General features: G+C 62.9%; 23 protein-coding genes and 1 tRNA gene. 11 read left to right on the forward strand and 13 right to left on the reverse strand.

Annotated features, from left to right (window positions below):
• The first annotated feature begins 157 nt into the window (after positions 1-157).
• Both DIC75_RS03945 and DIC75_RS03950 read left to right on the forward strand, forming a co-directional pair.
• Positions 158-1,171, forward strand: coding sequence for a transcription initiation factor IIB (locus DIC75_RS03945; RefSeq protein ID WP_011843316.1), 1,014 nt, complete (start codon positions 158-160; stop codon positions 1,169-1,171).
• A 12-nt stretch (positions 1,172-1,183) separates the two neighbouring features.
• A tRNA-Ala gene (locus DIC75_RS03950) sits at positions 1,184-1,255 on the forward strand.
• Between the two features lie 163 nt (positions 1,256-1,418).
• Here DIC75_RS03950 and DIC75_RS03955 read toward each other — a convergent pair.
• Both DIC75_RS03955 and DIC75_RS03960 read right to left on the reverse strand, forming a co-directional pair.
• Complete coding sequence (locus DIC75_RS03955; RefSeq protein ID WP_250986698.1) at positions 1,419-3,182, reverse strand: CotH kinase family protein; 1,764 nt, start codon at positions 3,180-3,182, stop codon at positions 1,419-1,421.
• 195 nt (positions 3,183-3,377) lie between these two features.
• Positions 3,378-4,550, reverse strand: a complete 1,173-nt coding sequence (locus DIC75_RS03960; protein WP_250986699.1) for a WD40 repeat domain-containing protein — start codon at positions 4,548-4,550, stop codon at positions 3,378-3,380.
• Between the two features lie 136 nt (positions 4,551-4,686).
• Between DIC75_RS03960 and DIC75_RS03965 the strand changes: the two genes are divergently transcribed.
• Positions 4,687-5,157, forward strand: a complete 471-nt coding sequence (locus DIC75_RS03965; RefSeq protein WP_250986700.1) for a C-GCAxxG-C-C family protein — start codon at positions 4,687-4,689, stop codon at positions 5,155-5,157.
• Here DIC75_RS03965 and DIC75_RS03970 read toward each other — a convergent pair.
• On the reverse strand, positions 5,129-6,235 hold the full coding sequence (locus DIC75_RS03970) for an acyltransferase family protein (RefSeq protein WP_250986701.1): 1,107 nt from the start codon (positions 6,233-6,235) through the stop codon (positions 5,129-5,131). The genes DIC75_RS03965 and DIC75_RS03970 overlap by 29 nt on opposite strands.
• 69 nt (positions 6,236-6,304) lie before the next feature.
• Between DIC75_RS03970 and DIC75_RS03975 the strand changes: the two genes are divergently transcribed.
• Positions 6,305-7,087: a YhfC family intramembrane metalloprotease gene (locus DIC75_RS03975; RefSeq protein WP_250986702.1), complete on the forward strand. Its 783-nt coding sequence runs from the start codon at positions 6,305-6,307 to the stop codon at positions 7,085-7,087.
• Positions 7,088-7,142: 55 nt separating this feature from the next.
• Here the strand turns inward: DIC75_RS03975 and DIC75_RS03980 are convergent, their stop codons facing one another.
• From DIC75_RS03980 to DIC75_RS04005, 6 genes are all read right to left on the reverse strand, one after another.
• The gene (locus DIC75_RS03980; protein ID WP_250986703.1) at positions 7,143-8,216 is read right to left on the reverse strand and encodes a hypothetical protein; all 1,074 of its coding nucleotides are present in this window, start codon (positions 8,214-8,216) and stop codon (positions 7,143-7,145) included.
• A gap of 1 nt (position 8,217) precedes the next feature.
• Positions 8,218-8,778, reverse strand: coding sequence for a DUF3368 domain-containing protein (locus DIC75_RS03985; protein ID WP_250986704.1), 561 nt, complete (start codon positions 8,776-8,778; stop codon positions 8,218-8,220).
• Entirely contained in the window at positions 8,775-9,332 is a 558-nt protein-coding gene (locus tag DIC75_RS03990) for a UPF0175 family protein (RefSeq protein ID WP_250986705.1), read from the reverse strand. Before DIC75_RS03990 ends, DIC75_RS03985 begins: the two co-directional genes overlap by 4 nt.
• Before the next feature lie 194 nt (positions 9,333-9,526).
• A complete protein-coding gene (gene thiL, locus DIC75_RS03995; RefSeq protein WP_250986706.1) occupies positions 9,527-10,387 on the reverse strand; it encodes a thiamine-phosphate kinase in 861 nt (286 codons plus the stop codon).
• Positions 10,380-12,338: a DUF460 domain-containing protein gene (locus DIC75_RS04000; protein ID WP_250986707.1), complete on the reverse strand. Its 1,959-nt coding sequence runs from the start codon at positions 12,336-12,338 to the stop codon at positions 10,380-10,382. The genes thiL and DIC75_RS04000 overlap by 8 nt, the downstream gene beginning before the upstream one ends.
• Positions 12,335-13,192, reverse strand: a complete 858-nt coding sequence (locus DIC75_RS04005; RefSeq protein WP_250986708.1) for a serine/threonine-protein kinase RIO2 — start codon at positions 13,190-13,192, stop codon at positions 12,335-12,337. Before DIC75_RS04005 ends, DIC75_RS04000 begins: the two co-directional genes overlap by 4 nt.
• Positions 13,193-13,241: 49 nt before the next feature.
• Between DIC75_RS04005 and DIC75_RS04010 the strand changes: the two genes are divergently transcribed.
• Positions 13,242-14,153, forward strand: a complete 912-nt coding sequence (locus DIC75_RS04010; RefSeq protein WP_250986709.1) for a TIGR00269 family protein — start codon at positions 13,242-13,244, stop codon at positions 14,151-14,153.
• 73 nt (positions 14,154-14,226) lie between these two features.
• On the opposite strand, the gene DIC75_RS04015 is transcribed toward DIC75_RS04010, so the two are convergent.
• Positions 14,227-14,949: a glucose-6-phosphate isomerase family protein gene (locus DIC75_RS04015; protein WP_250986710.1), complete on the reverse strand. Its 723-nt coding sequence runs from the start codon at positions 14,947-14,949 to the stop codon at positions 14,227-14,229.
• Positions 14,946-16,205, reverse strand: a complete 1,260-nt coding sequence (locus DIC75_RS04020) for a COG1361 S-layer family protein (RefSeq protein ID WP_352151465.1) — start codon at positions 16,203-16,205, stop codon at positions 14,946-14,948. The genes DIC75_RS04015 and DIC75_RS04020 overlap by 4 nt, the downstream gene beginning before the upstream one ends.
• Positions 16,206-16,296: 91 nt before the next feature.
• On the opposite strand from DIC75_RS04020, the gene DIC75_RS04025 reads away from it, so the two are divergent.
• The gene (locus DIC75_RS04025; RefSeq protein ID WP_250986712.1) at positions 16,297-17,088 is read left to right on the forward strand and encodes a TrmB family transcriptional regulator; all 792 of its coding nucleotides are present in this window, start codon (positions 16,297-16,299) and stop codon (positions 17,086-17,088) included.
• Here DIC75_RS04025 and DIC75_RS04030 read toward each other — a convergent pair.
• The gene (locus DIC75_RS04030; RefSeq protein ID WP_250986713.1) at positions 17,082-17,828 is read right to left on the reverse strand and encodes a DUF128 domain-containing protein; all 747 of its coding nucleotides are present in this window, start codon (positions 17,826-17,828) and stop codon (positions 17,082-17,084) included. The genes DIC75_RS04025 and DIC75_RS04030 overlap by 7 nt on opposite strands.
• Before the next feature lie 205 nt (positions 17,829-18,033).
• On the opposite strand from DIC75_RS04030, the gene DIC75_RS04035 reads away from it, so the two are divergent.
• Entirely contained in the window at positions 18,034-18,999 is a 966-nt protein-coding gene (locus DIC75_RS04035; RefSeq protein WP_250986714.1) for a hypothetical protein, read from the forward strand.
• Between the two features lie 6 nt (positions 19,000-19,005).
• Positions 19,006-20,325: an FAD-dependent oxidoreductase gene (locus tag DIC75_RS04040; protein ID WP_250986715.1), complete on the forward strand. Its 1,320-nt coding sequence runs from the start codon at positions 19,006-19,008 to the stop codon at positions 20,323-20,325.
• Positions 20,326-20,340: 15 nt separating this feature from the next.
• On the opposite strand, the gene DIC75_RS04045 is transcribed toward DIC75_RS04040, so the two are convergent.
• Complete coding sequence (locus tag DIC75_RS04045; RefSeq protein ID WP_250986716.1) at positions 20,341-21,963, reverse strand: putative manganese-dependent inorganic diphosphatase; 1,623 nt, start codon at positions 21,961-21,963, stop codon at positions 20,341-20,343.
• A gap of 130 nt (positions 21,964-22,093) precedes the next feature.
• Between DIC75_RS04045 and DIC75_RS04050 the strand changes: the two genes are divergently transcribed.
• From DIC75_RS04050 to DIC75_RS04060, 3 genes are read left to right on the forward strand one after another with little or no spacing between them, the layout of a single operon-like run.
• A complete protein-coding gene (locus tag DIC75_RS04050; protein WP_250986717.1) occupies positions 22,094-23,230 on the forward strand; it encodes a COG1361 S-layer family protein in 1,137 nt (378 codons plus the stop codon).
• Positions 23,227-23,901, forward strand: coding sequence for an ABC transporter ATP-binding protein (locus DIC75_RS04055; protein WP_250986718.1), 675 nt, complete (start codon positions 23,227-23,229; stop codon positions 23,899-23,901). The genes DIC75_RS04050 and DIC75_RS04055 overlap by 4 nt, the downstream gene beginning before the upstream one ends.
• Entirely contained in the window at positions 23,901-25,100 is a 1,200-nt protein-coding gene (locus tag DIC75_RS04060; RefSeq protein WP_250986719.1) for an ABC transporter permease, read from the forward strand. Before DIC75_RS04055 ends, DIC75_RS04060 begins: the two co-directional genes overlap by 1 nt.
• Positions 25,101-25,102: the final 2 nt, after the last annotated feature.

Consider the following 25,102-nt stretch of genomic DNA (forward strand, 5'->3'; position numbering starts at 1 on the left):
GCCTCTACGGTGAGGCTGTGGATCGCCGGTTAAAACCCGTAGGGAAGGTAGTTGACATCTTTGGGAATATATCATCTCCCTATGCCGTAGTCCTCTGCTACAATGACTGTCCCGTGCAGGCTGGCGAGAAGATATTTGCAAAATAGGTGAATAATCGATGGCAGAAGTAGAAAAATTGAAGCAGCTGCAGTTGCAGCGTGAGGCCCTGAAGAAGAGAGGGGAGCAGAAGGTCAAAGAGACGGAGAAGAAGCGCACCGAGGAGAGCGTCCAGTCCGTCTGCCCCGAGTGCGGCAGCCGCCAGCTCGTTCACGACTACGAGCGTGCCGAACTCGTATGCCAGAACTGCGGTCTCGTCCTCGACGAGGAGTTCATCGACCGCGGCCCCGAGTGGCGTGCATTCGATCACGACCAGCGCATGAAGCGCTCCCGTGTCGGCGCACCGATGACGTTCACGATCCACGACAAGGGTCTCTCGACGATGATCGACTGGAGGAACCGTGACTCCTACGGCCGCGCGATCTCGAGCAAGAACCGCGCCCAGCTCTACCGGCTCCGGAAGTGGCAGCGGCGCATCCGTGTCTCGAATGCGACCGAGCGGAACCTGGCGTTCGCGCTCTCGGAACTGGACCGGATGGCGTCTGCGCTCGGTCTGCCCCGGAACGTGCGCGAGACCGCTGCGGTCGTCTACCGCGACGCTGTGGACAAGAACCTGATCCGCGGCCGGAGTATCGAGGGTGTCGCGGCAGCGGCGCTGTATGCGGCATGCCGCCAGTGCAGCGTTCCCCGGACGCTTGACGAGATCGCCGAGGTCTCCCGGGTATCGAGGAAAGAGATCGGACGCACCTACCGGTTCATCTCCCGTGAGCTCGGTCTGAAACTCCTGCCGACGTCGCCGATCGACTACGTACCGCGCTTCTGCTCGGGCCTGAACCTGAAGGGCGAGGTCCAGAGCCGGGCGGTCGAGATCCTCCGGCAGGCAGGCGAGCGCGAACTTACGAGCGGCAGAGGCCCGACGGGCGTCGCTGCGGCCGCCATCTACATCTCCTCGATCCTCGGCGGAGAGCGGCGCACCCAGCGCGAGGTCGCCGAGGTTGCGGGCGTAACCGAGGTCACGATCAGGAACAGATATAAGGAACTGGCAGAAAAATTAGATATCGAGATCATACTCTGATCTCCTATCTTTGGGCTCGTAGATCAGGGGTAGATCGCTACGTTCGCAACGTAGAGGCCGCGGGTTCAAATCCCGCCGGGTCCATTGAGTGTCTCTTTTTTTACTGACTTCTTTAAACGTTCATAGGCGACCGCAGGTCGCCGGGGGTTTCGAAAGGGGCGAAGCCCCTTCGGTCTGTTCACCCCCGAAACCCTGGCCGACGGATTCCCGCAGCCGGTTCTCCTTGAACCATACCGGCCCTGCTCGTTCATCCTGTGACGGGCACCGCCTGATCCGGCAGCACCAGCATGAACCCGGTCGTTCCCTGCAGGGAGACGTCTGCGGATGCTTTGTTCGAGTACGGGTTGACGTAGGTCTCAAGCGTCGTCCGGTTCCCGGACCCGTCCTCCCGGGCGATCCGGAGATCCCACTGAGAGTAGTCGCCGTCCCTGACCGCCGCGTCGACGACGAACCAGTTCTCCGCCGGGAAACAGCATGACTCGACGTCGTTCCTATAGTAGAGGGTCAGTTCGCCGCGGACCTCGGCGTCGCCCGCATCGAATCGCCAGCGCCGATCGATACCGGGATTGATCCCGGTCCGGTTCACCGTCGCGGCGATCGTGCCCGGCTCCGTCACCTCCGCGACCTCGAGGGTTGCAATCACCCACCCGCCGGGGTCGGTGAAGTAGACGGTGCTCCCCTCCGGCTCTGCCGGTATCGCTGCTGAGGCAGTATAGGGCTCCCCCGAGCCGGGCGCAATCGCTCTCTCGATGAACCGGTACCGGAGCCGTACGAAGTCCAGCACCGCTTCGGTGTGGTATGCCGTGTAGCCGAGGTCGCCGTGATGGTTCTGCGGGTGCAGTGCGAACGCGTCCTCCCCCGGCGTGATGTTCAGTCTGTCCCCGATCGCCTCCTCGTGCGCATCAAGCTGCCCGGCATAATACTCTTCGGTGAAGACCTCGTTCATCAGGAATGCCATGCGGAGATCGAGCCGCTCACGGAGCCCTGGAGTCTCGAGGAACTTCTCCACCAGGTCATTGTCCCAACCGCTCGCTATCGGTGACTCGTACCCGAAGTAGTCGTTGACCGTAGCGCCTCTCCGGGTGTGCGAGCCGAACGTCAGGTCCTTGTCCCAGGGTATGACCATCCACTCCGCATCCGGATTGTCCGCGTCCAGGTAGAGCCAGTAGTCATCGCCGAAGGAGTCGACATCGCCGATGAGGTAGTGAATCGCCAGCCAGTCGATGAAGTTCTCCTCATCGAACCGTTCGAGAAAGCCTTCTTCGAACTCCGGGCCGGCAGGAGTCCGGTAGACCCAGCCGACAAGGTCCCGGAACGCTCCCCAGTCCGGTTCGCCCCGGCTGTCCATGGTCGCTTCGAGGAAGGCTTCCGGATCGTCCTGCTCGTCAATGGGATATCCGAAGACCGAGGCGCGGTTGACCTCCGGCAGGTGGAAGTTGCCCCGGAAATCGTCGGCAACCAGGGTCCCGGCAGGGTCCAGGCCGTTGCTTTCGAGCAGATCGCCGTCGACCCGCTCCACGTGGACGTAGAGGCCTTCGTAGATGCCGTTGATGTACAGGTCGAAGTACTTCGTTCTCGGTGCCGGCTGCCCGAGAACGTGGAAGAGGTCCATCGACAGCCTCTCCCGCATCATCGTGGGATCGGTGTAAGTGGCTTTCAGGTTCATGTCGTTGCTGCCGAACAGGAACTCCTGAGGTTCGATGAACCGGATGTCGAATGATTTTTTCGGCAGCTCCCGTGAAGAGGTGCCCCGGAAGCGCACCCCCTCCAGTTCGATATCCTCGCCGTCGGGCGAGAGCCGTGCTGAGCCGTTCAGCCGTTCTTCGGATGCGTCTCCGCGGGTGTACAGGTCGACGAGATCCTCCTCCTCCATGAAGAGATACAGGTCCTGCACGCCGGAATCCGGACTGCTCACGTTTTCCTGTCCCGCTGCCGTGGGTATGACGAAGGCTATTAGATACAGCACGATGAGCATGCCGGCCACAGCCCGGGCTGCTGAATCCATTGCCATGGCCCGCAGTCATGCCGTCAGACGGCATTAAGGTTCCCCGGCAGGGAGATCGGGCGAAGCAGCACCGTGTACACGCTCATCCACGCCGACAGTCATGGCCGATAGGGCTGTAACACCGTTTCTAAAAGCCACTGAATGCAGGGGAACATCGACGTAAAAAATCTGCAGAACAGGGGAGTCCCCCGTTCTCCCGGGTCACCTCCGCCGGAGACGGCCTGCAGCACCGGCGGCAGCAACGGCGAGGAGCCCGATGAGCGCACCCGCCCCTCCGGCCCGGGTCGGCTCCGTCGTGGCGTTCTCGGTCTCTTCCGCCGTCACCGGCTCGTCGGCCGTCCGGAAGATGAATGCCCGCTCACCGGCACCCGCGGCAAGGTAATCGCCGCCGTCCGAGAGGGCGACCCCCCTGACGGGGCCCCCGGCGTCAAACGACCAGCGCACGTCACCGGTGTTGCTCCAGAGGCGCACGGTCCCATTGGCGGTTCCGGCCGCGACGGCCTCGCCCCGCCGGGATACGTCCACGCCGAGGACGTCGCTTCCGGTCCGGTCCTTCCAGAGAATCGCGTCGTTCGGCCGGTAGCAGTCTACGTCGCCGCCCTCCTTGCCGACGACCACGAACCGTCCGTCCCCGGAGAGGGTAAGCGCGAGGATCGGCGCTCCGGTGGGCATCGCCCAGGGGAGGCTTCCCGCCCGGCCGTAAATCTGAAGGGCGCGGTCCCGGCTCCCGGCAGCGATGATCGACCCGTCACGGGAGACGTCGACCGCGGTGACGGCACTACGGGCAAGCCCCTCCCAGATCAGGTTCCCCTGCCTGTTCATGAAGAGAATGGCACCGTTGCTGCTCCCGGTGACGATGAATTTGCCGTCGTTGGTGAAAGCGACGGACGTAACGTACGGCCGGGTGTCGCCGGAGCGGGCGCCCGGCTGCATGGCGCGGTTCCACTCCTCCTTCCCTAGGTTGGTGAAGAGGACGATACGATCGCCCGCCACCGCGATCGACCGGCCGTCACCCGCGAAGGCAAGGTCGCGGACGGGTCCCGTGACGCTCTTCGTCCAGTAACGGCCGCCGTTGCCGTCGAGGAGGAGCACGTCGCCCCTCTCGGTCCCGGCGGCGATGTAGTCCCCGGCGTCCGCGACGGCAACCGCGGTTACGGCGCTTCCGGCGCTCACGTTCCAGGGGACGGTGCCGTCCTGCTGCAGGCAGACGATGCTCCCGCTTCCCGCCCCCGCGACCATATACCTCCCGTCAGCGGTGATCGCAACGTCGTTGACGATACCCCCCGCCGATACGCCATGATAGGAGGTCTCCGCCCCGGCAGCCGCCGGAGCCAGGGCGACGATCAGGGCGATGATCAGTGCTGTTCTTTTCATGGTTAACCCCTCCCCGGGTGAGTATCCCCGGAATACGTCTACTTTCTCGGGTGGGTTCTTAAACCATTCCTGCACCGGGCCCTGCCGCGGAAACTTGAAGCCTCCAGGAGCGCAATCATCCCATCGGGTGAATTCTATGGAGAATCGGTCGGAAGAGGCGGTCTCCCGCTTCATGCAGGGTTACAACTGTGCACAGGCGGTTAGTTCGGTCTTCGCCGGCGATGCCGGGGTGTCCGAAGAGGTCATCCTCCGGGCGGCCACCGGGTTCGGTGCCGGGGCAGGGCGTACCGGGGGCATGTGCGGAGCGGTTTCGGGCGCGGTTCTCGCCATCGGGCTCTTATTCGGGAGCACTGATCCCGGCGAGAAAGAGGCAAAGGACCGGACGTATGGCCTCACGCAGGAATTCATCGCCCGGTTTGTCCGGAAGAACGGCACCGTCTCCTGCACCGGGCTCCTCGGGTGCGACATCTCGACCAACGAAGGGCTCGCCCGGGCCCGCGAGCAGAACCTCACCCGGACCCTCTGCCCCCGCTACGTCAAAGACGCGGTCGAGATCCTCGAAGAGGTTCTCGCATCCGTCACTTCCGGGCGACCCACCATGCGGTGAGGGGTGCGGGCAGGGACGGCAGCCCGAGCACCCGCCGCAGGTCGGCGGTGCCGAGGCTCTTTGCTGCAAGAGCCCGCTTCTCGACGGCGTGCCAGGAGAAGAACGCGAGAGCAAACGTCGCCAGGAACGAGAGCCCGCAGAGCGCCGGGAAGAGGAGCGCGTTCCCCGTGACCTGGATCAGCACCTGCTGGACCGGGTAGTGGTAGATGTAGATGCCGTAGGAGAAGTCTCCCGGTCTCCCGAAGGTGTTCAGGAACGGGACCGGGAGGTGCGCGGCGTAGATGACGAGGTAGGGGATGCAGATCACCCCGGCGACGGTCACGTAGGGTGTCAGGACCGAGAGCCCGAGGAGCAGGAGCAGCGCCCCGGCGATAACCGGCCGGTAGGCGATCCGCTCCCGGTGAAGGTAGAGGTAGGCCCCGACGAGGAAGTAGAGGGTGAACCGGACCTTCGACATCCGGGGGTCGTCGAACCAGTATATCCAGACCAGGATGTTTACGGCGGCGAGGGCGGAGATGGCGCCCCACCGGTGCAGGAGCCCGGCGATACCGAGAGCCGCGACGACCCCGTACATCATGACCTCGACGGGTATCGTCCAGAGCGAGCCGTTGACGTACGTCCACGGGTTATCCTGGAAGAGGCCTATCGCCGATCCGTCTTCAAAGAACGGGACGGTCGCGAGACCTGCCGGGGAGAAGAGGGTGCCGAAGTACTCTCCCCGGGGAAGGGACGTCATCAGTGGGCCGATGACGAAGAGCGTGACGAAGATCGCGATGACGAGAGCCGGAACCACCCGGAGGAACCGTTTCCAGGCAAACCGGAGCGGGGATGCGGTCGACTCCCAGCTCGCCGCGATCAGGTAGCCGCTGGTGACCAGGAGGGCGGCAAGCGCTGCCTGTCCGATGAGTATGACCGGGTCGTACATCCCCATCCCTGCGTAGCCGATCCTGAGCGCGTAGGCGTGCGTGACGACGATCACCGCCGCCGCGGCGAACCGCAGGAAGTCGAAGTTGTTCGAGAACCGACCCCCCGAAATGTTCCCCCCTTCAGTGACCGCCCCCGGGTGCTCTGTTTTCATGGCTATCGGGATCCTTTCCTCACTGTACAGTGACAACTGTTAAATATTTAGTCAAAATAGTCTTCCCCAATGGATCCGCTGGTTGTCGCCACGTTCGCCGTCGTCGCCCTGCTCGAGATCATCGTTCCGCTCGTGCTCGGTTACTGGATCGTCAGAAAATTCGGCGTCCCCTGGCGAATCTTCGGGCTCGGCGCCCTCTTCTTCATCGTCGTGCAGGTCGTCCACGTGCCGCTCGTCCTGGTGACGCAGACCCCACTCTACTTTGCTATCCTGCCGTTCGGGACAACGGCGGCCGTCGCGGTCATCGCCGTCTACCTCGGCCTCCTTGCCGGCCTCTTTGAGGAGATTGGCCGCTATCTCGTCTACCGCTACTACTTCCTGCGCCGGGATATCGCCCTCACCCGTGAGAATGGCCTTCAGTTCGGGGCCGGCTGGGGCGGCGTCGAGAGCATCTTCGTCGCGCTCCTGGTGCTCACGAGCATGGTCTCCTATATCGTCATCACGAGCGACGGGTCGATGTTCCCCCTGCCCGACGACCCCGCCGTCCAGGGACAGATCGAAGCCGTTCGGGCCCTCGCCCCACTCGACATCCTGCCCGGGCTTGCCGAGCGGATGATGGTCATCCCCCTGCACATCGCCTGGTCGCTTATGGTGCTTGCCGCCGTCGTCTACGGCAGAAAGACACTCCTTGCGCTCGCCATCCTCTGGCACGCCGCCGTGGACGCTGCTGCCGTCTACCTCGTCCAGATGTACGGCCTTTTCGTGACCGAGGCAGCGGTATTCGTCTTCTCGGTCATCGGCGTCGCGTATATCTTCTGGGAGTGGCGGCGGATGGGGACGCGGGCAGTTTAAAATCTCATCATAATAGGCTGCGCCCCAAGGATCCCTAAAACAAGAGAAATAAGATTTACTTGTCAAACAAACTCTTTTGTCGACCCGGTGACAATACAAATTTTCTAATCTCAGCGCCCTTGCTGATGACATCGTTCGCTGCAATCTGCTCTTTTTCGCGAATATAGTCGACAACGGTGTTATGCTCATGCAAGATTTGCTTAACCTGTTGGGTCTCGTTGTATTTTCTTACAATATTGATTTTCTTTGCATCAGGGAGCGATATGTCCGGTTTTCGTACGTAACCATAGGTTATGGGATCAAAGAGTCTGGGACCATGATTTCTGCTCTGCTTTATTTTAATCCATCCGTCTGTGGATACTGGGGGCGGGATATGATTCGTGCCGATGACGTCAATACCCATTGTAATTGCTATGAAGTCTTTTGCAAGAACTGTATTGGCGTTTTTCAAGAACTTACCTTCTCCTGAATTAATGTTATACAAAAATCCCTCTTCCAAAATACCTAAGTCATATAATTTTCTCTGTAGCGACTTTAACCATGATAAGTTACTATACAAAGCAGATCCATCTGAATCTAACACAAATGATGTTATATCATGAGTATAGTAGATATCGAGAATTCTTGGCACATATTGTCTTGGGAGCTTTGTTGGAATCAGTCCCAAGACAGATTTATTGTTTAGAGTCTCGACAATACGTAGATATTCCCGAACGAAATCAGTGAACTTGCAGAAGAGGTTTTCACCGGTATTTTTGCTGATTATCCTTGGGCATAACGGGACAATAGCAGCATCGCTGTAGGCATACTGCACATCTGCAATGACCTCCATATCCTCACTGTTTGGGATTATCTCGTCACTGTATGAAATAAAGGCGAAGTTCAAGGATTCATTTGAGCAAGAACTTAAGATGCCTTTGTTAAATTTCTGCTCTTCAGAAGCATCACTTTTAATTTTGTGAATCTTCTTGAGATCTATATTTTTAAAAATCTCGTTGAATCCTTCTGCAGCAAGCGCTTTATTTATAGATTTTGTTGGGGTCTCTACCCTTTTTCCTGCCAGAGTTATCTCGCGATGTTTTAACAACAGTTCTTCATCAGCATCTCTCACGCCGACACTTATTTTCATATTAACATCTCTTTAACTCTTTTAAGAGTTCTTCTGTTATATAAAAGGTGCTTTCCCGCAAATTGGCAATTATCTCATCGATTTCCTCATTTGAAAGACATCGTTTCTGATACAATCGTCTAATGAGGCCTATTGTACCTGTATGGTTGAAACTCTGGATCTGCATCTGACATACATTGGTAATCTGCGGGGACGCTATAATCTCGTCAATTCGCCTTCGCATTGTCCTATCATCGGTGACGAAAAAATAACTCTCCCCAGAACAAGCGTAATCAAGAAGTGCAAGGGTGAAGGCAGATAATTCTCCCTCGTGTAGGTATGGATATCTGTCACACAAATATGAGATAATCTGTGTGAATTTCTGATCCTTTGCTTTATCTCGTATCTCTATTTGGCACTCTTTTGTTACCCGATGTCGGTTGCCTCCACATGCTTCGTGGAACACTTCCATGCTGGTGACCATTGCATAGTTTTCGTTGCAGATAGATAGCAAATCAACTGCCTTTATCTCATTAATGGCTGCAGATATTACGGTATTGTCCAGTATCTTTGTTGTCTTCAAGAGCGCCACCGAATCCCTTGACTGCACAAGGTTTCACCAAATTCGATAGGATCCTGACCTGCAATCTCTGCAGCTTTGGAGAAACTCACTTTATTCTTTTTTAAGAGGCCTATTGCGAGTTCTAGCCTCTGCGGTTTTAATTCATCCCATTTGATTGATTCACTTATGTAGTCAGGGTAAGATACATATATGAAGGTAAGCACTTCTTCGTCCGATAGGTCGTGCAAAAACGCTTTAAAATCTTCAATCACACGAACTAAGTCCGGTTTAGGATCGAGTGCATTGAATATGCGTAACCCGTTCTGAGATAGTTGATATTTAGACCCTCTCTGCTCCACTAACTCCAATTTTACCAGAGACTCTAGAACATCATTTACCGTCTCACTATATGGTCCCAGTAGGTGGGGTTCAAATTTTAACAACCCCTGAAAGCCTTTGAACACGTTGGAGACGAGAAACAGCAACTTCTGGATCTTGACTTTGCTTCGTAATGGGGTGTTGTCGAGAGCGCCCAACGAGTATAGTATAAGCTTCTCCTCATCGTTGAGATCCATGTGCGCTGAAAGGGTCATACCAGATTCCATCAGAGTGATTGTTTGAGCACTATACTACGGACACTATATACCTACGCCATACGCGGGGCGAAAGTGTTGCTTGGGTGACTTCTCCTTCCAGTAGCAGTGCTTTGCACATAGTGTTTACTGCTATCTGTGATAATGTCACCTTTTGATTATTCAGCGCAAGGAATTCACCACTCGTGCAGGTAGCCCCGGCGATCGAGCGGTTTTCCGTCCGCGAGGATCGTCCGCTCTACTATGACCCTGCCGATGACGTGCGCCTCGACCCCCGGGACCGGGAGGATGCCCGGGGGGGCGCAGAAGAGGAGTTCGAAGTCCCCCCCGCCGTAGAGCGCAAGCTCACGCCCCTCGTCCTCCGGCACGCCGGCAGGGAGCGGGAGGCGGCCGGTGTCGATGGAGAAGCCGCAGTCGTTCACCGCGAGAAGGTCATGGAGGGAGAGTGCAAGACCGTCGGAGATGTCCATCATCGCCGAGACCCCGGCACGGCCGAGCCCCAGCCCCTCTTTCACGCGGGGCTGGGGCTCCAGGAGTTCTTTCCTGTGCCGGTCGTAGCCGTTCAGGGCGGCCTGCGCCTCCCCGAGCGGCCCGGTGACCGCAATGACGTCGCCCGGCCGTGCTCCCCGTCTCCGGACGAGGCGCTCCGGGGCGACCGTCCCGAGCCCCGTGCTCACGATCGTCAGTTCCCGGTGGGCGTCGAGGTCTCCTCCCACGAGTTCGGCACCGAACGCCGTGCAGCAGTCCCGGGCGCCCTCCATGATCCCGCGAAGCCGTTCCGGCTTATCAAGGCCGACCGCGAGGAGCACCTGCCCCGGCGCCGCGCCCATGCTCGCGATGTCCGAGAGCGTGACCGCCGTCGCCATCCAGCCCGCCTGCCAGTCGGTCATCCCGGCGGGGAAATCGGTCGTCTCATGGAGCATATCGGTGCTCGCGACCATGAGGCGGTCGCCGCAGGGGATGACGGCGCAGTCGTCCTCGAGCCGTTCCGGGGCGATGATCGTCCCGATCAGCCGGTGCAGGCTCCGTTCATCCACCGCGGCGCACCTCCTTCTCCCGCTCGCTCCGGTACTCCTTGAAGAGGTATTCGACCCGCTCGGCCTCCTGCTCGCGCCGGAACTCCTTCTGCTCCTCCTCCCATTCTCCGATAGCCTCCTCGACGGCTGCTGTCCTTGCCGCTCCGGTCCTGCCCCGGATATCCGGCCTGACGACCTCTGCGGAAAGGAGTGGGAGGGCGGCTTCCCGGGCGACCCGGACCAGGTTCGGGTCGGGGGGTTCCTCTGGCCCTCCGCCGACGACCAGTGCCCGGACCCCCGTCCCCGCGAGGTCCTTCACCACGCCCCGTCCCCAGCCGTGGGCCCGGGGGACGTAGAGGACGTCTCCTTCGGCGATGCCGACCCCCTCCTGGAGGTTCCGCACCCCCTCCCGGGTGAGGGAGTCGAGCACCTTGAGCGGGGTGTAGTCCTCGGAGACCTCGATCTTCGCGACGGTCTCTATCCGCTCCAGGCGTTTCTTCAGCCGCCGCGACCGCCGCCGTTCGCCGCGGAGTTGCTCGCGCAGACTCTCGATGGTCGCGTCCTTCGTCGCCAGTTCAGCATCCCGGCGGACCTTCCGCTCGGTCGCGGAGCGTGCCCGGCGCAGGCCCTGCCGCAGCCGCTCCATCTCCCGGTCGCGCTCCCGGAGATCCTCCTGCAGTTCCTGCACGTAATTGCGGAGCCTTTTGACCATCCCGTCGAGCGCCATCACCCGCTCGTCCTCGACCGGGCGCTCCGGGGCGGGCGCCTCAGGTTCGGCCTCCTTCTTCGCCGCCGGAACTCCCTGCAGGTCCGCGAGGACCGTATCGAGCGGCTGGCCGCGGAGCACCCGTGCCCGCACCTCGTCGAGGTCGAACCCCGGCCCCACTCTTTTGGCGATGTTCCGAAACTTGTTCTGGAGGCTCCGGTAGGCGTCCAGCGCCGCCGAGAGAGCGTCGCGCTCGTGGTCGTTCGTGTAGGAGAACGGGGCGGTCAGGTCGTACTTCGCCTCCACCGAGAGCGACTGCTTCGGGGTGTAGGGGATGGCGTTGAACGCCCGGCGGATCTTCTCGACCGAGTAGGGCATCTGCTGGACGTCGGAGGCGACGATGAGCGGTTTTCCGGCACGGTAGAGTTCCTCGACGATATCGGACATCGTCATCTGCCGCGAACTCGAGAGGAGGACGAGGTTGCCGTCGAGGTCCACGGCGGCGATGCCGGTGGTCGTCCCGGGGTCGAGCCCGACGATCAGGTAACGGGGGCGGCTGGAGAGCGGTTCGAACCGTATCCGGTCGAGTTGCCTCCCCATCACCCGGACCTGGACGTCGGCGCCCCGGGAAGAGTGGACCGGGACCATGTCCCGGGGGGCGACGACCCGGAAGGCGACCCTTGAATACCCGCCGAAGGCTTTCGTCTCCTTCTTCTCGTAGTCGAGGCCGGCGCCCCGGAGCCGGGCCTCGATCTCCCGGGCCTTCTGCATCACCCCCCCGTGGATCTTCCTCACATAACGGTTCTGGCTCCACCCGCCCCGTCCCGGCGAGCGGTGCCTGCTCACCACGACGTCGGTGGTGTTCTCGAACGCTATCACCTCGACTCCCGCCCCGAGGGAGGCGACCCGGGCGGTGGTCCGGGCCTCGGCGTAGGGGTCGAACCTGTTGAAACTGATGTTGTAGCGGGCGGCGACTTTCCCGAGACTCTCTTTCTTCTCGCCGCCGGTTACCTGGACGAGTTTTGTTGCGGGCGGGAGCGCCTGCAGGAATGCATGGAGTTCGCGCTGGTCGGTAGCGATCTCCTGGAGGCTGTCCACCGCGAGGATGTCGGGCTGCTCGGCGGCGAGGAGGCGCTGGAGCCGGAACCCGGTGACCTCCTCGACACCCTGGACCTCGCCGTCTTCCACCCGGCAGAGGGCGTAGACGGGCCGCCGCGTACGGGAACGAACCGAACCTTTGATGATGTCGATCCCGAAGACCTTCACTCCACCACCCTTGCCAGTGCTTCGTCGAAGGCGTATTCGAGGCCGTATTTCCGTTTGAAGTACTGGAGGATGTTCTCGATATCGCGGGCGAGGATCTCGCCGGCGTTCGGGTGGGCGGTCTCCACCCACTGGGGCCAGTCGATCAGCCAGCACTGCCCCTCGTCGACCATGACGTTGAACTCGCTCAGGTCCCCGTGGACGATGCCGAGGCGGTAGGCCTCCCGGACGTTATCGAGGATCTCGTCGAGGATAATCTCCGGCTCCGCAACGGTTGCCCGCGAGAGGTTGACACCCGGCACAAACGACATCGCCACGACATGCCGGTTCTGGTCGATGGGGAGCGGCACCGAGACGGCGGGGTGGAGGGTCTTTAGAGCGTCGTACTCCATCTTCGCCGAATTGCTCGAGGCGAATATCCAGGGGCAGTGCCCGGCCTCCGGCATGTAGCCCCGCTTCACACGGGCCGACTGGAACGACCGCTGCCCGACCCGGTGGAACTTCAGCACCACGACGCCGAGCCCCATCGCCTCGTAGACCTCCGACTCTTTCCCGACACCGATCAGGGTCCCGAGCGCCTGGATGGTGCCCCGGCGGGTGAGGGTGTGAAGGGCCAGGCTGTCGTAACCGTTGAAGACGAGGGCGTAACCCTCGTAGGGGACCTTCTCGTACCTGACCATGTCCATGGCCATCAGTCTGCCCAGCCGGTAGGAGAGCTCGGACTCCGAGAACCTGGTGGCCGACTTGAGCACCTCGAGCGGCACCCACCGGTACCGGCGCATGAGGCGTTCGAGGGCGAGCAGGATCCGGAGTTCGTAAGCATGCAGGGATCGCACGTATTCTGCAGGAACAGGCATCTTCTACACCATTTATGTGGCGCGGTGATAAAAGAATGATCGAGACAGCATGCAGTGCAGCAAGTGCCGCCGCGACGCGGTCATCTACCAGCGATACTCGGGGCTGCACCTCTGCGAGCAGCACTTCAACCGGGATTTCGAGGCGAAGGCGAAGCGGGCGATCCGGGAGCACCGCTGGATCGAGTCGGGCGATACGGTGGCGGTGGCGCTCTCGGGGGGCAAGGACTCGAGCGCCGTCCTCTTCTTCCTCCACCGGCTCCTCGGCGAGCGCCGGGACGTCCGGCTGATGGCGATCACCGTGGACGAGGGGATCTCCGGCTACCGCGACCCGAACCAGGCCCGGAAGATCGCCGACAGCATGGGCGTCCCCTGGGTGACGGCCTCGTTCGCCGACGAATACGGGATCACACTCGATGAGATCGTGGGCCGGAAGGGGACGGGGCTCTCCTGCTCCTACTGCGGCGTGCTGCGGCGGGCGCTGATAAACCGGATTGCCCGCGAAGAGGGCGTCACGAAGTTCGCCTACGGGTTCAACCTGGACGACGAGGCCCAGTCGGTGCTGATGAACGCCCTCCGGGGGGATGCGGACCGGCTCACCCGCCCCATGCGGGAGGTCGAGGGCATGGTCCCCCGGATCAAGCCGTTCACGTACATCCCGGAGCGGGAGGTGGCGCTCTACGCCTTCCTCCACGTCGAGGGGTTCGACCTTGCGGGCTGCCCCTACGCGGGCGACGCTCTTCGGGGGGACGTCCGCGGCATCCTCGACGACTACACCTACCGCCACCCGGCGACGAAGTACTCGCTCGTCAACCTCGGCGAGGCCCTCCGGGGGGCGGAGAGGGTTACCGGCGAAGGGCTCCGGGTCTGCGAGCGGTGCGGCGAGCCGTGCGGGAGGATCTGCCGGACGTGCCAGATTCTCGATGAATTGCGGGATGCGACTGCCCGTAGGACAGGACCTTGAGAAGACCCGAGGTCTTCGAGGTGCGACGAGCCTGAAGTGTAGTCGTCGAGGGTCCTCCGGACGCCCCGTCTCCCTACCGCATCACAAGACATCCGCCGGTCACGTCGGAGAAGATCTCCATGAACTGTTCGGGGTGGTTCAAGAACGCGACCGACCGGGGCCGCCCGATGAGTTCATAGAGCGCGACCTCTTTCTCGATCCCGAAGTCCGGGACCTCTACCGGGTTGCAGTAGCGCACCGGCGGGGCGTCGTGGTAGCGCGGGTTCTTCACCAGCGCCCCGCCCTCCATCTCGTAGTAGGCGGCGCCCTGTAGTTCCGCGTAGGGGCCGTAGTTGCTGGAGAATTCCGACGAGACGAGGTTTGCCATCACGAGATCCTCCCTTCCGGGGTTGATCGTCACGTGGCCGTACCCCGGCGGGATCAGGATCTTGTCGCCGGCGGTCCCCTCGATCATCACCACGTCGTCGGCATTTTCGGTCTGGAGGAGGTAGTGCCCCGTCCCCTCGAGCACCTCGTAGATCTCCGGGTAAAGTTCACCTGCCGGGTTCACGGTGTGGTAGTGCCCCTTTGTCTTGACGTACTCCCCGCAGAGGGTCCGGGCGGGAATGACGGTGATATCGTAGCGGACGTGGTGCTGCCGGAGCCAGTTCCGGTCGCTCTCACTCCGGGCGAGATCCCGGTACATAAAATAGAGGGGCTGATCGGAGGTGCAGCCGGGATCTGCGAGAACATCCCGCATTTCCTCGATTGTCCTTGCCTGCGGCTCCGGTTTAGGGCCGTCCCAGTACCCGTTCATCTCTGTTTCTTACGGTACACGAATATATAATACCCTGCTCCGATGATGACGGCCGCAAGAACGACGAGGAAGGCCGGATTGGTGAAGATAGTGTCCTGTCTCCTCTCAAGCGCGACCCGTACTTTCATGGTATCCGATATCTTGCTGTTGTCGAGGTCGTCGCGGTAGCGGATCTCGGAGTCGATTCCGTACTCCTTCTCGGTACCGTCGCCGTCGACGTTCATCTCGAACCGTGCCGTCGCGGTCTCGCCCGGGGCAAGGTCGCCGAGGAAGGCGGTGTCGTCGCTGCTGGTGAAGGGGTTGACGGCGCTGATCCGGGCCTGGGCGTTATAGACCGTCGCCGCCCCGGTATTCCGGTACACGACCTCGAGGATGCTCTTCTGCCCCAGGTAGAGCACCGACGTCGGCGAGACGACCTCGAAGGCGATCTTGCCGCCGACGGGAAGACCGATCGTCGCCGACCGCGAGGTCACCGTCTTCCCCTCGTAGTCTTCGTAGGTGACCGCGACGTCGAGCGGGTACGACTGGGGCTCGGCGGTGTCGGCGACCGAGACCTTGAACTTCACGTCCACCGTCTCCCCCGGCTCGAACGTCCCGACATAGGCACTGCCGTCGGTGGGGATGAGCGGGCTCGCGCCGCTCCTCGTGACCTTCGCGATGGCCTTGTTCGCCGTGTCGTGCCCGATGTTCTTCAGGGTCAGGTAGACATAACCTTCCGTGCCGACGTTCAGCGACTCGGACCGCACGTCCAGGACCTCGACGCGGAGATCGGGCGTGACCCGCACCGTCAGCGGCAGGGTCTTGGTCGTCTTCTGGTAGTTGTAGCGGAGGACATCGCTCCCGTACTCTTCCGCATCCAGCAGGTAGGTGTAGGTCACCTCGAGCGGCAGCACGTACGTGCCCGGCTCCGCGGAGTCGGCAACCTTCACGTCGAACGTGGCGGTTCCTGAGGCGCCGCCCATGATGTCGCTCAAGAACTGGGGATCCGTCTTGATGGTAAACGGCGTATCGGTGCTCTTGAGCGCCACGGAGACCAGTTTCGCGGTGTTCGGCTGGTCGTCGGGGGTGATGAGCGTCGAGCCGACGATCTTGTGGGTGTTCAGCCCGCTATTGGATATGATGACCGCAAGCTGGGTCTCGGCACCGGGTGCGAACTCATTGGTGCCGGAAATTGTTGCCGATAAATCGGGACTTCCATAGAGGTACTTGGTGCCCTGCGCCGTCCCCGGCACAACCAGGAGTGCCAGCAGGAGCATCAATACCGGTACATGTTGCCAACGCATCTCTTCACCTTGTTGTTATATTAGCAACAACATTTATTGCTGAACCGTATATATACATAATGGAATGAAGGCTCCCCGGAATGTTCCAGATGCTCTCCTCGAATCACTTAAATCACTGGGGCTTACAAGATACGAAGCTCTCGTATACATCGGGCTCCTCAGGGTAGCCGGGGCGACCGCGACGGAGGTCCACGAGATCTCCGGCGTGCCGCGCGCGTCCGTCTACCCCGTTCTCGACCGGCTCGTCCAGAAGGAACTGGTCAGCGTCTCCCACACCACGCCCAAACGGTTTGACGCGGTCCCTCCCGACCAGGGCGTCGAGAACCTGATGCGCCGGATCGAGAGCGACGCCCAGAGTGCCCGGACAGCCCTCGATGCCCTCTACCGGGAGAAGAGGCCGGAAGGCCGGGGCGACCGGGAACAGATCTGGACTCTGTACGGGGAGGAGAACATCCGGACCCGCCTTGCCGATATGTTCCGGAGCGCGGAACGGAGCGTGGAGGTGCTGGCGGCGTGGGATCTCCTCCGGGAGAGCGTGCTCCCGCTGCTCGAAGCCGTCCCCGACTCCATACCGGTCGAGATCGTCACCGAGCACTGGGAGGGGGAGCAGCCTTCCCGGTTCCGGCTCCATATCCTTTCCCTCGCCGCGTTGCACGGGACTCATTTCCCGACGGAGAACCTGCTGCCGTATGAGAGGTCCGGTGTCTTCCTGGTGGACGACGCCCGGGCGCTGCTCTGGATGGAGGGGGCCGACGGGCAGCCCTCGGCCCTCTACTCTGAGTCCGCGGGGCTCGTCCTGTTTGTGCGGCGGCATATCACCAGCGTCACGGAATGGGCGAAGACCGCCGGTCAGTAATCCTCCAGGTAACCCATCTCCCGGATATCGATCAGACCTTTGAGCGCCCGTGTCACCACAGGTCTTCCTGCCTCTTTGACGGCCGCCATTGCATTGGTGCCCCCGACCATCGCCACGCCCACGTACTGCGGGCTCACCGGAACCCCGAGCAGGGGGAAGTTCGGCGCGCCGATGTCCAGAATGCCGGAGAACCCGATGGCCGTCAGTTCGTCGAGCACCGCGCCCATGAGCGGTTCGGCCTCCATGTGGCATTCCCGGATGTTTGCGAGGATATTGCCGTTCCGATGACGCATGACGTCGAGGATCGATGTGGCCTCCTGGGAGATCAGGACCTCAAGGGGGTCGAGCGTGGTATCGCGATAGAGGATCATGCTCGTGAACCGCCGCGGAACCCTTCCTTCGACCTCGACGATCCCTCCCCCGATCGGATTGATCGGGATGCCGCGCCGGAGAAGGAGGGCATCGAGCGTGATGCTGCACATCGTGCAGACGGCATGCTTGCCGTCCGGCACGGTGTAGCCGTCGACCTGCTCCCCCGGCCCGGCGACCAGGAGCCGGTCGCTGATGGTGATGCCCGCTGTGTGGGCCTCTTTCATGATGGAGAGCGTGAAGTCGAGGTCCGGGCTCTCGATGAGCGAGAGGTTGTAGATGATCGTCCCGGTGTCCTCCTCCGGGCGGTAGGTCACCCTGAGCGCGTACTCCTCGATACGGTGATTGGTGAACTTCAGGGGGACATGCATTATCAGATCTCTCGCACGGCAGGGGAAAAAGTGTTGCCTTCGGAGTCCGGCATATGCGCCCGGCAGGAGGTTCCGGGGCGACCCGGTGCAACCCGGTTTTCGCCGGTTGCGGCTCACACCCGGCGGACTCCCGGGACCTGCCCCCCGGCCCGATCTCCCGCAGAAGGGAAAAGTTGTTCTACCTCACTGTGGTATTGTACGGTGAATGGAGAGTGGGACTCGGGAAAAAGCCCGGAACGTACTGAAGCGGATCCTGATTGCGGCCTCCTACGACGTCGAGGAAGTCGGCGACCCGCTGGATCTCTCCGCAATCGGGAGTGAAGACGCCCTGGTGGTGCTCTGCTCGGACGACCCGGAGACGATTGAAAATTTCGATTCGATGACCTATCGCCTGCGCACCGGCGACGACGACTGGGTCTGCAGGAAACTACTCTTCGCCCTCGATCCGGAGGTGCAGACGGAGGACTGCATCCGGTGGGGTGCGGACGAGTTCGTCCGTTACGCGGGCAGGGCCGCGCTTGCGGAGGTGCTCGGGCAGAGCCTCGTCCTGGATCTCCCCGGACCGGTCCGGGCGATCCGGCGCGAGACGGCGGAGGCCCCGCACGCGACGGTGGAGGAGGGGCCGGCCGAGGGGCCGGAGTTGCCCCACCTCCCGGTGCAGGTCACCGAGAAGCGTGCCTGCGGCATCGCCGGGCTGCACGGGTCGGCGAAGTGCCGGTTCATCCCGTACTGGAACTACCGCTACGTGAGCAACGGCGAGCGCGAGGTGAAGGACCGGCTGATCTCCTTCGACGCCGAAGGAGCCGGGGCCGTCAACGCCATCAACGGCATAAAGATGGAGATCGACCCCGACACCATCGAGCGGGGACCGGTCCCGTTCGGCTCCGAGATCGTGCCCGCCCGGCTCGTGCGGGAGGACGTCGAGGAGCAGCTCGTGCGCGATGTCGTCGACCGGCTCACCCAGCGGGTGCGGTTCCGCTACGAGAAGGGCGATGCCATCTTCTACGAGGAAAAGACCCTCAAACCCGACCGGAACAACATCAGGGTCGAACTCGAGACTGTCTACGTGCCGGTCTGGCAGGTGCGGGGCGGGAGCAAGATCGTCGAGGTCAACGGGTTCACCGGCGAGGTTCTCTTGATGCCGATGGACGAGGGTGTCGAACTGCTGTAGGTAACCATGATCGTTGTCATCGGTGGCGGGCCCGCGGGAAGGCTCGGGGCGATGCATCTCGCGCAGGCCGGGGCGGAAGTCCGGCTCGTTGAGCAGCGCAGCATCGGCGGACAGTGCCTCCACGAGCGGTGCATGACCATCTGCGCCTTGAACGACGTCGCCCGGCTCATCGAGTATGCCCGGACCCAGAAGGACCTCGGGATCCTCGACTCGGTTCCGGCCGTCTCCTACCCGGCGATCCGGAGACGGATCTGCGAGGTCCAGGAGAAACTCTCCTCAGTCCTCGACGTCGAGACCCGCCGGAGCGGGGTCGAGGTCGTCTACGGCGCCGAAGGCCGCCTGGAAGGCAACCGGGTATTCATCGGCGACGAGGAGGTCCGGGCCGACGCGGTCCTCGCGGCCACCGGGTCGCGGCCGGCAGTCCCCGGGTTCCCCGGCACCGATATTCCGGGCGTCTACACCTACCAGACGCTCCCCGCGATGCCCGACCTCCCGCGCCGCATGGTCGTCGTCGGCGGCGGGGTGGTGGCGGCGGAGTTCGCCCACATATTCCGGGCGTTCGGGTCCGAAGTCGAGATCGTCGCCCGGCACAGGCTGCTCGGGGACCTCGATCCGAAGATGCGCTCCGCCGCGCTACGCGACCTCGCCGGGGTTGGCATCCGCGAGCAGGCCGCCGTCGCAAGCATCGAGGGCGGCGCCCGGGTCCGCTCGGTTCTCCTCGCCGACGGCGAAGAACTGGCGGCCGATGCCGTCCTGCTTGCCACCGGACTCGTCCCCCGGTCGGAGTCGCTTCAGGGTCTTGAGAAGGGCCCGGACGGCGCCGTCGTCGTCGACTCGAGGATGCGCACGAGCGTGAAAAATGTCTACGCAGCCGGAGACGTCATCGGCCCGCCCTACCTCACCCCCGCCGCTCGCCGGGAAGGCGTGGTGGCGGCCGAGAACATCCTCGGCCGCGAGACCGTCATGGACTATGAGGGCATCCCCCAGGCGATGAGCCTCCGCTACGACTACGCTTTCGCCACGGTCGGCGCCGACGGGGGCGTCACCCTCTCGGCGCCCGCCCCCGCAGGCCCCGGCTCGTTCTGGGACGTGGCCGGGGGCTGGGCGGGGCTTGCACAGATCCGGGTCGATCCCGGGAGCGGCCGGCTCATCGGAGCCGCTGCCGGTGTTCCCGGAGCATCTACCCTCCTTTCCTACCTCGGCTACCTGATGAAACAGGGCGTCACCGTCGGCGACTTCGACGATATCGTCGAGGTCCACCCCTCGACCGACGGCGTCTACGGGCTCGCCCGCTACGCTGCGGGGATGCTCAAGAAGAAAGAATGAACCGTCCCGGCGGCGTCAGAGCTGCCGGAACATCTGCCCGAACTTCGGGATAAAATCTTTTTTCCGGGACATGACGCCCTCGAGCCGGACGGGCTGGTCCCGTAGGTCCAGTTTGGTGATGCAGGCCTCGTCCCCGGCGGCGAAGAGGTCGCTTGCGTTACTAAAGACGTTCGTGAAGAGGGCGAAGAAGCAGTCGACCCCCATCGTCGTCCGCAGGCGGTCGAGTTCGGCCCGGATCTCCTGTGCGTGGGTCTCTGAGAACGCAAACGACGACGTCATCACCTGCGAGACCATGATGCTCCGGCCGAAGAGGTTGTAGCGCTTCATATCCCGGGTGAGGAGTTCTTCCTTCGGGAGGGCGTCGAGGTCCATGCCCTTCCGGATCAGTTCCGGCCCGAACTCGGCCGGGTCGACCCCTGCGATGTCCGCGAGGTGGTCCGCCGCCCGGATGTCCGCGGGCGTGGTCGTCGAGAGTTTCATCACCATCGTATCCGAGAGGATCCCCGAGAGAAGGAGCCCGGCGGTCGACGGCGTTGGCTCCACGCAGGCCTCGATGAACTTGTTCGCGACAATCGTCGAGGTCGACCCCACGGGGTCGTTGAGGAACCGCACCGGCTTTAAGGTGGAGATCGCGCCGAGGCGGTGGTGGTCGATGATCTCGAGGATGTCCGCCTGCTCGATCCCGTCCACGGCCTGGGAATACTCGTTGTGGTCGAGGAGGATCACCGACTTCTGGACGTCCTGCATCAGCGTCGTCCGGGATATGAGCCCGATGTGCTGCCTCTCTTCCCCGACGACGCAGGCCGTCCTGAACTTGGAGTTCGAGACGACGCTTTTTGCGTACTCGAGCGAGTCCTCCGTCCGCACCGTGGGAACGTCGGTCTCCATGATCATGCTCGCGGGGAGAGAGAGGCTGATCATCTTGCCGACGCTGAAAGCGTCGAGCGTCGTCGCGAGCACCGAGGCACCTCTCGTCCGGGCGGCGTCGATCACCCGCTCGCCCACCGGCGCCCCTTCGGCGATGATGAGCGCGGCGACCCCCGCCGATATCAGGGCGAGCTGGGCCGGCTCGTTGTCCCCGACGATCGCGATGTCGTCGGGCGTCATCCGGGAGAGGGTGACGTGCAGGGCGTCGATCACCGTGTAGACCCGGCCTTCCCCGAGCACCTCGCGCGCCGGCACGACCGTCCGGGCGTCGAGGATGCGGGCGAGGGTCCCAAGCGGCATCGGGACGAGCGAGAGCTGCTCCCGGGGGTTCTTCCGGACGTAGGCCCGGGCGAGGCCGTACTCGCTGACGAGGCCGACCAGGGTCTCGTTCACGTCCGTGATCGGCATGTTCCGCATATCGTAGGTGTCCATCAGGGCGGCGACGTCGACCGTCGGGACGTCCTGCCGGACGCTCCGGGTATCGAGCGGTATATCCGATACGGTGGGCTCGACGCTCGCTATGTAGACCGGAGCCTCGGCGCCGAACGTCTCGAGCGCGAACCTCGTCTCCGGGCTCACCTCCCCGCACCGGGCAGGGATGTACTTCCCCGGTTCGGCGTGGTTCAGGAGCTCGGCGTAGCCGATGACGCTGCAGATGCTGTCGGTGTCGGGCTGCCTGTGCCCGATGATAACGATCTTGTTCTGTCCCATGCTCTCCTCGGATCCCCGGCAGGGGAACGGTTGTCTCCAGAGGTATCGCCCTCTGCCGTCAAAGGTTTTATGCCGGCCCCCGGGCACTGCGGGGGTAACGTTGAAGTAGAGGCTCTCTCCATTCTTCCACGTGGGAACCGATCGTCCCGGCCCAGTTCCGGCCCTGCTCATCCTGGCATGCCTCCTCGTCTCCCCGGCACTGGGAGCCCCGGGAGACGTGACGGTGACGTCCGTCGCGGTCGACCCGGAGGTCCTGATGCCGGGCGATGAGGGTTTCGTCACGGTCGCCGTGCAGAATACCGGCCCCTCGACCGTCCCGCTCGGCGGGGCCCGCCTCTACGAGGACGGTGTCGTCCCGACGGGCGAACCCTACCCTTCGGTCGGGAATATCGGGGCGGGCCTCAGCCGGACGTTCACCTTCGCCGTCCGGGCGGATGCTCCCGACGGGACCTACTACCCCCGTTTCTCCCTCGACCTCCGGGAGAACGGGACTCTCAGCCACCCGGTCCCGGTCCGGGTCGACGGCACCCCGCTCAGCGCGTCGGTGGTCGAAAAACCGGATGCCTTCGTCGAAGGCCGGACGGCCGCCATCACCGTTCTGGTCGGCAACCCCCGCCCGAACGCTGCCTCCGCCGTCCAGGTCGTCCCGCAGGGGCCGGGCTTCTCCGTCACCCCGTCGAGCGCCTTCATCGGCGCCCTCGAGCCGGACACGTCCGGGGCCGTCACCTTCAACCTGACCCCCGCCGCGGAGACGAACGTCACGTTCCAGGTAGTCTGGCGGAACGGCATCAACACCCGCACCGCCGACCTGGTGCTGCCGGTCGCGTTCGGCGAGGACAGGCGGCAGGCCGACCCCGTCATCACCAACGTCGAGGTCGTGATGGAAGGCGACGTATACCGGGCGACGGGCGACGTCATGAACGCGGGCCTCGAGCCCGCGCGGTCGGTGCTGATCACCCCCGGCGCGCCCGCGACCCCCACCGACCCGTTCCGGGTCTACGTCGTCGGGACCCTCGACCCCGACGACATCTCGACGTTCGAGGTGACGTTTACGGCCGGTGCCGGCGTGACCGAGGTCCCGCTCGTCGTCGAGTACCGGGACGACGACGGCAACCTCTACACCGCCGCACGGCCGATCTCGCTTGAGAACCGCACCGGAGAGGAGGAAGGGGATGGCGGGATAGCGGTCCCGGCCGCCGTCGCGGTGGTGCTGATCGTCGCCGCCGGCCTGGTGATCTTCTGGTACATCCGGAGACGGCGGCGATGAACGGCGAGCCCATTCTCAGGTTCGAGGATGTCACCAAGGTCTATCCCCTCCCGGCCGGCGACGTCGTGGCGCTCGACCATGTCTCCCTCACCGTTGACGCGGGCGAGTTCATCGCCGTGATGGGCCCCTCAGGCTCCGGGAAGTCGACGCTCTTAAACATGATGGGCTGTCTCGACGTCCCGACTACCGGGAAGATCTACCTCTCCGGACAGGAGATCTCCCGGATGAGCGATGACGAACTCACCCGGCTCCGGCGGGACCGCATCGGGTTCGTCTTCCAGCAGTTCAACCTTATCCCGCTCCTCTCGGCGGTCGAGAACGTCGAGTTCCCCATCGTCCTTACCACCGGCCGCGAAGAGAGCCGGCGGCGTGCAATCGAGGTCATGCGGGCGATGCACCTCGACGACACCCTCTTCTCCCACAGGCCTGGCGAGCTCTCGGGGGGCGAACAGCAGCGTGTCGCGATAGCCCGGGCGCTCGTGAACGACCCCGACCTCCTCCTCTGCGACGAGCCGACCGGCAACCTTGACACAAAGACCGGGACCGCGATCATGGACCTCCTCGCGGCGGAGAACCGGGAGGGCAAGACGATCGTCATGGTCACCCACGACCCGCGCGTCGCCGGGTATGCCCGCCGCACGATCCGGATCGTGGACGGGAGACTGGCGTGATGTTCTTCTCGTTCGCGGTCAGGAATCTCCGGAGGCACTGGATACGCTCGGCGCTCTCGATCATCGGGATCGTCATCGGGGTGATCGCGATTGCATCCCTCGGCATCATGGGCAACAGCATCAACCTCCTCGTCGCGAACATCATCACCGACGTCGGCGACACCATCGTGATCACCCCGCACACCGCGATCGGCGGGACCTTCGCCGGAGACCCGCGGACAGCGGTCGAGGCCGCCATCCCCGCCCGCGAGGTCGAGGAGATCCGGCGGGCGGTAAACCCGCATCGCACGATCCCGGTGCTCCAGGGAGCGGACGAGGTGGAGTTCGGCCGCGGCGAGAGCGGGTATACCCAGATCATCGGGCTTGCATCGGACGATATCCCCATCCTGCTCGACCTTGAGGGGGGGCAGTATCCCCGGCAGAACCAGGCGGGCGCGCTCGTCGGGACCTACCTTGCCGCGGAGTACGGCGTAGCCCCGGGCTCGAGGCTCACGATCGGGAACGAGAGCATCCGGGTGGTCGGCGTGCTTGCAGAGCGCGGGTTTGCCGCCGACATCAACCCGGATTATGCGATCGTCGTCCCCGACGGCTGGTACGAGAGCCATTTCGGGACCAGAGACGCCTACCCGCTGGTCATCGTCCGGGTCGGCGATGTGGAGCAGATCGACGCGGTGAAAGAGGCGATCGAGAACCGGATCAACCGGCGCGAGGAGATCGTGGACGTATTCGACTCGCGCGACATGCTCCGGCAGTATGAGGAGATCTACCAGCAGATTACGGCGTTTCTCGTCGGGATCGGAGGGATATCCCTCATTGTCGCCGCCGTCAACATCTTAAACGTCATGTACATATCGGTGACCGAGCGTATCCGGGAGATCGGCGTCATGAGGAGCCTCGGGGCGCTGCGGCGGGAGGTCCTCCGGATGTTCCTCTACGAGGCGATGATCCTCGGGCTCATCGGAAGCGTCATCGGCGGCATCGTGAGCGCCGCCTCCGGCTACCTGATCAGCCTCGCCGCGGTCGAGGTCTTCACGGCCGGGACGACCTTCGGTGAGAACTTCACGGTCTTCGACCAGAGCGCGGTCGGGTTCATCGTCTTCGGGATGGCGTTCGGCATCGGAACCAGCATCGCCGCAGGGTTCTACCCGGCCTGGATTGCCTCGCAACTGGCCCCGGTCGATGCTATGCGGAAGAAATGAAG

It is taken from the genome of Methanoculleus oceani, from assembly GCF_023702065.1.
Classification (GTDB): Archaea; Halobacteriota; Methanomicrobia; order Methanomicrobiales; family Methanoculleaceae; genus Methanoculleus; species Methanoculleus oceani.